The organism is Pseudomonas sp. EA_35y_Pfl2_R111, from assembly GCF_963970955.1.
In the GTDB taxonomy this organism is placed as follows: Bacteria; Pseudomonadota; Gammaproteobacteria; order Pseudomonadales; family Pseudomonadaceae; genus Aquipseudomonas.
Genome location: NZ_CAXAOM010000004.1, coordinates 443,566 through 453,808, shown reverse-complemented (window position 1 = coordinate 453,808; position 10,243 = coordinate 443,566). Strand labels below are relative to the sequence as shown.

Here is a 10,243-nt window from a genome sequence, read left to right as displayed (position 1 = left end):
TGCGACTAGCAGTCTTACCTCACAAGCACCCACACGAATTGCTTGATTCAGTTGTTAAAGAGCGGGTGGTTGATTCTTTCGTCTCAACCGAGGCGCGCATTCTACAGCAGCCTCATCTTCCGTCAAGCTATTTTTCGAAGTTCTTTCCGAAGAAGTTCTTTCTACTCAACCACTTGCATCCCCGACCAACATCCAGCTTCTCGTTAGCGGGAGGCGAATTCTACAGCGTTTCAAACCGCTGTCAACCACCTCTTCAACCGCTACCGATCTACCTGATCGAAGCCACCAACAGGATAAAACCACCACCCCGTCAGCCCGGCGCATTCTACACAGCTTACACTGCTTTGCAACCTCTCTTTTAAAGCTAACTTATTGTTTTAGAATAAGTTTTCCGAGAGATCTGCGCCGGAAGAGGTGCGCATTATAGGGGCAAGCGAAGCCAGGTCAAGGCATATTACGTTTTTATGGCAGCCCACTACCCGCCGCCCCCAACCACGGGCGTGACAGCAAAGGCACAATCCCCAAGAACGGCGGTATAAGGCAAGGAAACGGCTAAAGCAGAAACGCCGAAGCCGTTGATGCGAACATCAACGGCTTCGGCGGCAGACTCATTACTCAGTCGTTTTACGACGTCGTAACTGCAGCAGATACTGGATAGGCCCTGATGCGGCATATGCCAGGAAGATTATCAGCAAGATACGCGGCGGATCACTGAAGACCACGGCGAAGACCAGCACCACCGCCAGAATCGCCACAAAGGGCACGCGCCCCTTCAAGTCGAGATCCTTGAAGCTGTAGTACTTGATGTTGCTGACCATCAGCACACCCGCGGCCGCCACCAGGATCGCCACGGCAAAAGCCATATTCGAGCCCTTGATGCCGAAATCGCTAAAGGCCCAGACCGTACCCGCCACCACGCCGGCAGCTGCGGGGCTGGCCAGACCGATAAAGTAGCGCTTATCGACACTGCCGATCTGCGTATTGAAGCGTGCCAGACGCAAGGCCGCACCGGCGACATAGATAAAGGCCACCATCCAACCTACCTTGCCCATGCTACCCAGCGCCCACTCGAACGCCAGCAAGGCCGGAGCCACACCAAAGGCGACCATATCGGACAGCGAGTCATACTCGGCACCGAAGGCACTCTGGGTATTGGTCAGGCGTGCAACACGGCCATCCAGACCATCAAGCACCATAGCGACGAACACCGCCGCCGCTGCCACATAGAAGTTACCGTTCATGGCATTGATGATGGCGTAGAAGCCGGCAAACAGATTGGCCGTGGTAAACAGGTTTGGCAGCAGATAAATGCCGCGATGACGAACCTTGCGACCCTCGTCGTCGTGCCCCTCTTCTACATGCTCGTCAATGGGCAACAAGCTTTCTGTTTCGGGGGGCGACTGGGGTTCATCTGGACGTTCGTTCATGAACAATACCTTGCAACGGATTTGGAAAATTCGACCGACGCTGACGACTAGGGTTCACGCCAGTATCAATGCAACTCTCAGGCTTTATACCAGAAGCCTTGCCGCACCATGAAAAAACGCGGCCGTGGCCGCGTTTTTTCTTACGTCATAAAACCTTAGTTCTTGGCTTTGTCGACGATTTTGTTGGCACCGATCCACGGCATCATGGAGCGCAGTTGCTCACCGATGATTTCGATGCCGTGAGCAGCGTTATTTCGACGCTTGGCGGTCATCGAAGGGTAGCCGGTTGCGCCTTCGCTGATAAACATCTTGGCGTATTCGCCGTCCTGGATGCGCTTCAGAGCATTGCGCATAGCCTGACGGGATTCGGCGTTGATGACTTCCGGGCCGGTCACGTACTCGCCGTACTCGGCGTTGTTGGAGATCGAGTAGTTCATGTTGGCGATACCGCCTTCGTACATGAGGTCAACGATCAGCTTCAGTTCGTGCAGGCACTCGAAGTAAGCCATTTCAGGCGCGTAACCGGCTTCAACCAGAGTTTCAAAGCCGGCTTTAACCAGCTCAACAGTACCGCCACAGAGAACGGCTTGCTCGCCGAACAGGTCAGTTTCAGTCTCGTCCTTGAAGGTGGTTTCGATGATGCCGGTACGACCGCCACCCACGCCAGCGGCGTAGGACAGAGCAACGTTCTTGGCATTGCCGGAAGCATCCTGGTAGATCGCGATCAGATCAGGAATGCCACCACCCTTGACGAACTCGGAGCGTACGGTGTGGCCCGGAGCTTTCGGCGCGATCATGATCACGTCAAGATCGCTACGCGGCACAACCTGGTTGTAGTGGATGGCGAAGCCGTGGGAGAAGGCCAGGGTCGCGCCTTTCTTGATGTTCGGCTCGATTTCGTTCTTGTATAGCGAGGACTGGAACTCGTCCGGGGTCAGGATCATGACCAGGTCGGCAGCAGCAACAGCGGAAGCAACGTCAGTCACTTTCAGGCCATGAGCCTCAGCCTTGGCAACAGTGGCCGAACCTTTGCGCAGGCCAACAGTTACGTCAACGCCGGAATCTTTCAGGTTGCACGCTTGAGCGTGGCCCTGGGAGCCGTAACCAATGATGGCAATTTTCTTACCTTGGATGATTGAGAGGTCACAATCTTTGTCGTAATAAACTTTCATGTTCTTGGCTCTTTCTAATCGAAAAGGGATGGGGTGCACGCACCGCGACGAAGACACCTTAAGTGATCCGCCACATTGCGTAAAATGATATATTTGCAACACAACATGCCAATATTTGAAACAATCATGGATAGTCACGCACTCAGACTCTTTCTCTCTTTGGCCGATAACCTGCACTTCGGTAAAACCAGCCGTGAGCAACACGTCAGCCCTTCCGCGCTCAGCCGCAGCATCAAACAGCTTGAGGACGAACTGGGCGCCCCGCTATTTCTGCGTGACAACCGCTCAGTGCGCCTGACCCGCGAGGGCCAGCAGTTCCGCGAGTACGCCAGCGAAGTCATGAACGGCTGGCAGGCCATCCGCCAGACCTTCAAGCAGGATCAGTTAATCCTCCATGGCGAGCTCTCCCTGTATTGCTCGGTAACGGCCAGCTACAGCTTCCTCTATGACATTTTGAGCAGCTTTCGCCAGGACTACCCACGCATTGAAATGAAGCTGCACACCGGCGACCCGGCCAAAGCAGTAGAGCGCGTGCAAGAAGGACTGGAAGATCTGGCCATCGGCGCCCGCCCCGACAGTTTGCCGGCCGGCATCGAATTTCAACCGATAGCCCGCTCAGCGCTGTGTTTTATCGGACCGCAATCACCTCAGCTATTGAGCGAAGAACAGCTTAGGCATCCCACAGCGGAAAGCTGGCGAGATGTGCCGATGATCCTCTCGGAGGAAGGCCTTGCCCGAACCCGCACCGATCGATGGTTAAGAAACCACAACATCAAACCGCGCATTTACGCCCAGGTGAGCGGAAATGAAGCCATTGTCAGCATGGTCAGCCTGGGTTTTGGTATTGGCGTGGTGCCACAGATCGTTCTCGACAACAGCCCACTGACTGCACGCATCCGTATCTACGATATTCAGCCGGCGCTGACCGCCTACGACATCGGCCTGTTCGCGCTGGAGAAGCGCCTTAAAGATCCACTGATCAACGCGTTCTGGAATCGCCAACGCTAAAGGCATTTACCCCAAAATGCAAAAAGCCCTCAGGAGGTATTCTCCGAGGGCTTTTCGTTTTGTTAGTACAACGCAATCAGATGCTCAGCACCTTGTCACCACGTGCAATGCCGGTAACACCACTGCGTACTGTTTCAAGAATCGACGCAGTGCCGATGGCCTGGATAAAGCTGTCCAGCTTGTCGCTCGTGCCGGCCAACTGAATGGTGTACACGCTGCTGGTCACATCGACGATCTGCCCACGGAAGATGTCGGTGGTGCGCTTGACCTCGGCGCGCTGAGCGCCGGTGGCCTTGACCTTGACCAACATCAGTTCACGCTCGACGTGAGCGCTTTCCGACAGGTCGACCAGCTTGACCACCTCGACCAGCTTGTTGAGGTTTTTGGTGATCTGCTCGATGACTTCATCGTGGCCCACAGTGGTCAGCGTCAGACGCGACAAAGTCGGGTCTTCAGTCGGCGCCACCGTCAGGCTTTCGATGTTGTAGTTGCGTTGCGAGAACAGACCGACCACGCGGGACAATGCGCCGGGCTCGTTTTCCAGCAGCAGGGAAATAATGTGTCGCATGATTAGGTACGCTCCGTCTTGCTCAGCCACATATCGCGCATTGCTCCGTCTTTGATCTGCATCGGGTAGACGTGCTCACTGGTATCAACCTGGATATCGAGGAACACCAGGCGATCTTTCATCGCGAAGGCTTCCTCCATCTTCGGTTTTAGATCCTTCAGATCAGTGATGCGCATGCCGACATGGCCATAGGCCTCGGCCAGCTTGACGAAGTCCGGCAACGATTCCATGTAGGAATGCGAGTGACGGCTCCCGTAGTTCATGTCCTGCCACTGGCGCACCATACCCAGCGCACCGTTGTTCAGGTTGACGATCTTCACCGGCAAACCGTACTGCAGGCAGGTCGACAGCTCCTGAATGTTCATCTGGATGCTGCCTTCACCGGTTACGCAGGCGACCTCGTCATCCGGGAAGCTCAGCTTGACACCCATGGCTGCAGGGAAACCAAAGCCCATAGTGCCCAGGCCGCCGGAGTTGATCCAACGGTTCGGCTTGTTGAAGCGGTAGTACTGGGCAGCAAACATCTGGTGCTGCCCCACGTCGGAGGTCACGAAGGCGTCGCCACCGGTGACTTCGGACAGGGTCTCGATCACGGTTTGCGGCTTGATGATGCTGCCGTCGCCCTTGTCGTAAGGGAACATGATGCGGCCACCGCGCCACTCTTCGATCTGCTTCCACCAGCTGGCCAGCGCATCCTTGTTCAGCTGCTCGCCGATCTCTTTAAGGATCGCGACCATCTCGGTCATCACGCTATCAACCGGACCGACGATTGGGATATCGGCCTTGATGGTCTTGGAGATGGAGGCCGGATCGATATCGACGTGGATGATCTTGGCATTCGGGCAGAACTTGCTCGCGCCGTTGATCACCCGGTCATCGAAGCGTGCGCCAACCGCCAGGATCACATCGGCGTGGTGCATGGCCAGGTTGGCGGTGTAGCTACCGTGCATACCGAGCATGCCGAGGAACTGGCGATCGGTGCCGGGATAGCCGCCCAAGCCCATCAGGGTGTTGGTGACTGGCAGATTGAGCATTTGCGCAAGCTCAGTCAGCGGCGCTGCAGCACCGCCCATGATCACGCCACCACCGGAATAGATCACTGGACGCTTGGCCGTCAGCAGCAACTCGGCCGCCTTGCGGATCTGCCCGGAGTGACCGCGCAGAGCTGGGCTGTAGGAGCGCAGCTTGACCTTCTTCGGATAGACGTACTCGAACTTCTCAGCCGGATTGGTCATGTCCTTCGGAATGTCCACGACAACCGGGCCCGGACGACCCGATTGCGCCAGATAGAAGGCTTTCTTAAGAACTTCCGGGATTTCCGAGGCATGCTTGATCATGAAACTGTGTTTCACGATCGGCCGGGAGATACCGATCATATCGGTTTCCTGGAACGCATCAGTGCCGACCATGTTGCTTGGCACCTGGCCAGACAACACCACCATCGGAATGGAATCCATATAAGCGGTGGCAATACCGGTGATGGCATTGGTTGCGCCAGGACCGGACGTTACCAGCACCACACCGGCTTTACCGGTGGCACGGGCATAACCGTCAGCCATATGGGTTGCCGCTTGTTCATGACGAACCAGGATGTGCTGGACTTCCGGCTCTTTGAACAGGGCATCGTAGATGTGTAGAAGAGCACCGCCCGGGTACCCATAGATGTTCTTAACGCCTTCGTCACGCAAAAAGCGGACGACCATTTCAGCGCCGGATAAAAGCTCCACGTTGTTCACCTCTAAAACGCCAGAAAACCGCCCAACAAGGAGGACGGCCTAAGATAGGTTTACTGTCAGCAGAGCATGAGCGACGGTGGTCGCCGACTACGTCAGCTACAACTGAGCAAGTATTGGGAATGCCCCAAAGTGTTGCGGGGTTTTCCCACCCAGCGCGAGGTAACGCGTTGCGGGTGTAACAGGTCGGCGCGGGTGTGCACCTCATGTCTACTGAGCTAAAGCCTGCTTGCGGCGGACTCCACTACAGCGAGCGTGGAATTGTTCGGATTCAGCGCTGCCAAGTCAAGCAATCCGTGATTGAATCTGCAATCTTCTGCTGTGACGCAGCGCAGGATGACGATTCGAACATTTTGGTTATAGTAGTCGGCAGGCACCGCAGCTCAATATAAGGAAACCGCATGCGCCGCATGATGATCACCAGCAGCTTGCTGCTCGCCATGAGCGCCACCGCCATGGCCAGCCAGGTTTACAAGTGGGTCGACGCCCAAGGCGTAACGCACTTCAGCGCACAACCGCCACAAGGCCAAGACGCCACCAGCATCAATACCGCAACACCGCCGCCAAAACCTGTAGCAGCAGAAGAGAAGAAAGCGGCGCCGACCTTCGAAAGCATCGCAGACCCCGAGCAGGCGGCCATTGATGAGAAGGTCAAGCAGGAAGTTGCCGCCAAAGAAGCGGAGCGTAAGAAGTACTGCGAAGATGTACGCACCAACCTGGCACAGCTGCAGAACAACCCACGCGTACGAGTGGATGTAGATGGTGAAGTGCGTCGTCTAAGCGAAGAAGAGCGCCAGAGCCGTATCAGCGAAGCGCAGAAGTCGATTAGCGAAAACTGTAAGTAAGTCTGTGGGCGCGGCTCAGGTCGCGCCAACAATCAGCTGATCAAATTCACCCAGCAGTTTGATCAGCGCTCTGGCCTTCTTGGCCTGACCGCCATACACCTGCTCGGCCATCGGCTGAATCCCGGAAACACTGGGCAATGCAGCCCCAGCCTCCAGAACCTGCTTCATCCTTGGTAGGAAGATCCACTGCAGCCACTGCTCGAACGCCAGCGTATCGACGCAAAACGGCTCCTGACTGGAAAGTGCCTGAGCGCTGGGCGCTTGTCCCTCCCACCAGCCCAGCACACGCAACTCGCGTTCGATCAGCAGCAACTGCTCTGCCAGAGCAAGCACACGTGCATCCATCAGAGGTTGACTCGCGCCTGCTCACGGGCCTGTGCGGCACCAGCAGCATCACCCTGTTGTTCACGAGCCTGGGCGATAAGATTCCACAGACTGGCCTGTAATGCAGGACGACCGCTGGCATAGCTCAAGCCACGACGAGCGAATTGTTCGGCCTGCGCCGCGTCACCCTGAGCCAAGCGTACTTCGGCAAGCTTATAGAGCACCTGCGGCTCACGCGGGGCAATACGCTGGGCGCGCTCCAAACTAGAAGCGGCGCCATTCAGATCGCCACCGCCCTGCTGCTGCTGAGCCGTAGTCAACAAGGCCAGGACTGGGCCATCCAACTGCTCATCCATGGCCAAGCCACCATTTGGAATACCACTGGGCGACGGCGCGGCATAGCCGCCTTGGGTTGTGGCGGGCGGCGTAGCACTCCAGGGCTGCGTGGAGGTGCCGGTATCCAGCGGAGCATTGCCTGCAGGGAACGACTGAATCGGCGCGGAACTACCGCCACCGCCAGGCACCATCACCACCACACCAGAATCTTCCGGCAGGGCCTGAGGCTGTGCAGCGGGGGCACCATAGCCGCCTGGCGTACCCGACTGAGCGCCGGCTACCGCACTGCCGCCTTCAACTACCGGAATTGAGCCGCGCGGCACACTGCTGCAACCAGCCAACATCAACGAAGCCGTTACAGCTGGAATCAACCACTTATTCACATCACACCCTCTTCACTTAATCCAACCAGCCGCGTACCCAATCCATCACTTCGTTGACCGGCGCCTGAATACCACAGGCCGGCCCGGCGACAGGTTGGCTGCCGCGAATATACGGCATCTGTACTGCATTCGGACAACTCGGGTCGGTACCCTGACCGCTACTGGCATCCACCCAGGCCTGTACCACGTTATCCGGCACGGGCATATCCAACGGCAGCGGGTCGGCCTTGCGCATAAAGTCCGTCCACACCTGCAGCGCACCAGTGGCACCGGTCAGCGGTGTCGGCCCATTGTCATCACGCCCCAGCCACACCACCGCCAGAACATCCTGACTGAAACCGGCAAACCAGCTATCGCGCGAGTCGTTACTGGTACCAGTCTTGCCGGCCAACGCCAGAGAACGCGGCAGCTGGCTGTAGACCGAGCGCCCTGTACCTTCTGACATCGTACGTTGCATGGCGTTCTGCAGCAGGTAGATGGCGCCACTGTCAAAACGCTGTTGAATCTGGAACGGATACCGCTTGAGCGGCTCGCCATCTGCCGTCAGCACATTGCGAATACCGCGCAATGGTGTGTTGAAGCCGCCATTGGCCAGGGTCTGATACATATTTGCCACGTTCATCGGGCTCAGCCCGCCAGCGCCGAGCAACATCGACGGATACGCCGGCCACTTCTGCTCGACACCTAATCGATTCAGGGTCTTGAGCACCTCTGGCACGCCCATTTCAAGACCGAGTTTGGCGGTCGACAGGTTGTAAGAATTGACCAACCCTTGATATAGGTAAATCGTGCCGTGGGCCTTGCGGTCGTAGTTCTGCGGGCTCCACACCTGACCGTCTTGACCCTTGATCGAGAACGGCTGATCTTCCAGCAGACTGGTCAAGGTGTACTGGCTAGGACGCTCCAGAGCCGTCAGATAGATTGCCGGCTTGATCAGTGAGCCAATCGGCCTTACCGCATCCAGCGCTCGGTTGAAACCGGCAAAACGCGGCTGACGGCTGCCAATAATCGCCTGCACCTCACCACTTTCCGGACTGGTCACCACCATCCCAGCCTCGACCTGATCAACCCCTTTGCGCCCGGACAGGCGTTTCAGGGTGTCGGCCAAGGCACTTTCGGCCTTGAGCTGCATGATCGGATCAAAGCTGGTGAAGATGCGCAGACCTTCTTCGGTAAGGTCCTGCTCCTGATAATCCTCGCGCAGCTGACGCTTGACCAGATCAAGAAAGGCCGGGAACGAGCTGTCCGCCAGACTGCCTCGCCGAGTAATGCCCAGCGGCTTCTGTTTCGCTGCTTCCACTTCTGCAGCACTGGCTACGCCCTGTGCTGCCAGTACATCGAGCACCAGATTGCGCCGCTCCAAGGCGCGCTCAGGGTTGCGCCGCGGATTGTAGTAGGTCGGTCCTTTGACCATCCCCACCAGCAGCGCCACCTGATCAAGCTTCAGCTCGGACAGCGGCTGGCTGAAGAAATACTGACTGGCCAGACCAAAGCCATGCACCGCACGCTGACCGTCCTGACCGAGGAACACTTCATTGAGGTACGCCTCGAGAATGTCCTTCTTCTCATAATGCAACTCCAGCAGCACCGCCATCATGGCTTCAGTGGCTTTGCGGACCAAGGTGCGCTCATTGGTCAGGTAGAAGTTTTTCACCAACTGCTGAGTCAGAGTACTGCCGCCTTGGCGCAGCTGACCGGCAGTAGCGTTGATCCACACCGCGCGGGCGATACCTTTGGGCGACACACCGAAGTGATTAAAGAACTCACGATCCTCAATCGCCACCAGGGTCTCCACCAAATAAGGCGGCACCTGCTCCAGCTTGATCAGCACGCGATCTTCCTGGTGCGCCGGGTACAGCCCGCCGATCAGCAACGGCTCAAGCCGCGCTACTGCCAGATTGCCGCCGCCAGCCTGAGTCAAAGCCGCTACATAGTCACCCGAGAAGCGCACGCGCACGCGCTGCGAGGGCTCGGTACTCTCGTAGAATTGAAAACCGCGAGAATGCAGCTCGATATTGTTGCCTGCCACCGACACACCACCGGGGCCAGCCACCGCGTTTTCACGGCGATAGCCCAGGGCATCCAGCTCCTTGAGGAAGTCATCCTTGGCCAGTTTCTGCCCAACGAACAGCTCAAGCGGCCGGGCATAGACCTTGGCGGGCACAGTCCAGCGCTTGCCGGAGAATTTCTCCTGCACCACTGCATCGAGATAAACCGCAAACACGGCGAGCACCACCAAACCCACCAGACCGAGCTTAATAGCCCAGCCCAACCAGGGGCGCATACCGCCGGAACGGCGTTTAGAACGGGGACGGGAAGATCGGGTACGAGTCATGGCGCGGCATTATACGCACTTTGCCTGTTTGCCAGCAGGCCATAGCAGCGGTTTGCAGACGGGACCTTAGCGGCCATAATGGCCGCCTCTTATTCAGCACAACGCCAAGGAT

Annotated in this window: 10 protein-coding genes; 3 read left to right on the top strand and 7 right to left on the bottom strand. The window is 57.3% G+C overall.

All coding sequences use genetic code 11. The annotated features are described in order from the left end of the window. On the top strand, nt 1-362 hold a 362-nt coding region (locus AACY25_RS17605; protein WP_339526275.1), incomplete at its 5' end, for a hypothetical protein. Between the two features lie 249 nt (nt 363-611). On the opposite strand, the gene pssA is transcribed toward AACY25_RS17605, so the two are convergent. Both pssA and ilvC read right to left on the bottom strand, forming a co-directional pair. Further along, a complete protein-coding gene (pssA, locus tag AACY25_RS17600) occupies nt 612-1,427 on the bottom strand; it encodes a CDP-diacylglycerol--serine O-phosphatidyltransferase (protein WP_339526274.1) in 816 nt (271 codons plus the stop codon). 155 nt (nt 1,428-1,582) lie between these two features. Continuing rightward, nucleotides 1,583-2,599: a ketol-acid reductoisomerase gene (ilvC, locus tag AACY25_RS17595; protein ID WP_339526273.1), complete on the bottom strand. Its 1,017-nt coding sequence runs from the start codon at nt 2,597-2,599 to the stop codon at nt 1,583-1,585. A gap of 126 nt (nt 2,600-2,725) precedes the next feature. Between ilvC and ilvY the strand changes: the two genes are divergently transcribed. Beyond that, nucleotides 2,726-3,607: an HTH-type transcriptional activator IlvY gene (gene ilvY / locus AACY25_RS17590; RefSeq protein WP_339526272.1), complete on the top strand. Its 882-nt coding sequence runs from the start codon at nt 2,726-2,728 to the stop codon at nt 3,605-3,607. Between the two features lie 76 nt (nt 3,608-3,683). Here ilvY and ilvN read toward each other — a convergent pair whose 3' ends face one another. Both ilvN and AACY25_RS17580 read right to left on the bottom strand, forming a co-directional pair. Continuing rightward, nucleotides 3,684-4,175: an acetolactate synthase small subunit gene (ilvN, locus tag AACY25_RS17585; protein WP_090256033.1), complete on the bottom strand. Its 492-nt coding sequence runs from the start codon at nt 4,173-4,175 to the stop codon at nt 3,684-3,686. A gap of 2 nt (nt 4,176-4,177) precedes the next feature. Next, on the bottom strand, nt 4,178-5,902 hold the full coding sequence (locus AACY25_RS17580; protein WP_339526270.1) for an acetolactate synthase 3 large subunit: 1,725 nt from the start codon (nt 5,900-5,902) through the stop codon (nt 4,178-4,180). 407 nt (nt 5,903-6,309) lie between these two features. Here AACY25_RS17580 and AACY25_RS17575 point away from each other — a divergent pair, with 407 nt between their 5' ends. Then, nucleotides 6,310-6,753, top strand: coding sequence for a DUF4124 domain-containing protein (locus AACY25_RS17575; protein WP_339526268.1), 444 nt, complete (start codon nt 6,310-6,312; stop codon nt 6,751-6,753). Between the two features lie 15 nt (nt 6,754-6,768). Here AACY25_RS17575 and AACY25_RS17570 read toward each other — a convergent pair whose 3' ends face one another. Genes AACY25_RS17570 through mrcB form a run of 3 tightly spaced genes read right to left on the bottom strand, consistent with a single transcriptional unit; the run spans nt 6,769 to nt 10,131 of the window. Then, nucleotides 6,769-7,098: a YqcC family protein gene (locus AACY25_RS17570; RefSeq protein WP_339526267.1), complete on the bottom strand. Its 330-nt coding sequence runs from the start codon at nt 7,096-7,098 to the stop codon at nt 6,769-6,771. Further along, nucleotides 7,098-7,796: a tetratricopeptide repeat protein gene (locus AACY25_RS17565; protein WP_339526266.1), complete on the bottom strand. Its 699-nt coding sequence runs from the start codon at nt 7,794-7,796 to the stop codon at nt 7,098-7,100. The genes AACY25_RS17570 and AACY25_RS17565 overlap by 1 nt, the downstream gene beginning before the upstream one ends. Before the next feature lie 16 nt (nt 7,797-7,812). Next, nucleotides 7,813-10,131, bottom strand: a complete 2,319-nt coding sequence (mrcB, locus tag AACY25_RS17560; protein ID WP_339526265.1) for a penicillin-binding protein 1B — start codon at nt 10,129-10,131, stop codon at nt 7,813-7,815. Nucleotides 10,132-10,243: the final 112 nt, after the last annotated feature.

Coding starts and splice junctions, on each gene's coding strand:
- pssA (WP_339526274.1), bottom strand. CDS start 1,427: ATGAACGAACGTCCAGATGAACCCCAGTCGCCCCCCGAAACAGAAAGC.
- ilvC (WP_339526273.1), bottom strand. CDS start 2,599: ATGAAAGTTTATTACGACAAAGATTGTGACCTCTCAATCATCCAAGGT.
- ilvY (WP_339526272.1), top strand. CDS start 2,726: ATGGATAGTCACGCACTCAGACTCTTTCTCTCTTTGGCCGATAACCTG.
- ilvN (WP_090256033.1), bottom strand. CDS start 4,175: ATGCGACACATTATTTCCCTGCTGCTGGAAAACGAGCCCGGCGCATTG.
- AACY25_RS17575 (WP_339526268.1), top strand. CDS start 6,310: ATGCGCCGCATGATGATCACCAGCAGCTTGCTGCTCGCCATGAGCGCC.
- AACY25_RS17570 (WP_339526267.1), bottom strand. CDS start 7,098: ATGGATGCACGTGTGCTTGCTCTGGCAGAGCAGTTGCTGCTGATCGAA.
- mrcB (WP_339526265.1), bottom strand. CDS start 10,131: ATGACTCGTACCCGATCTTCCCGTCCCCGTTCTAAACGCCGTTCCGGC.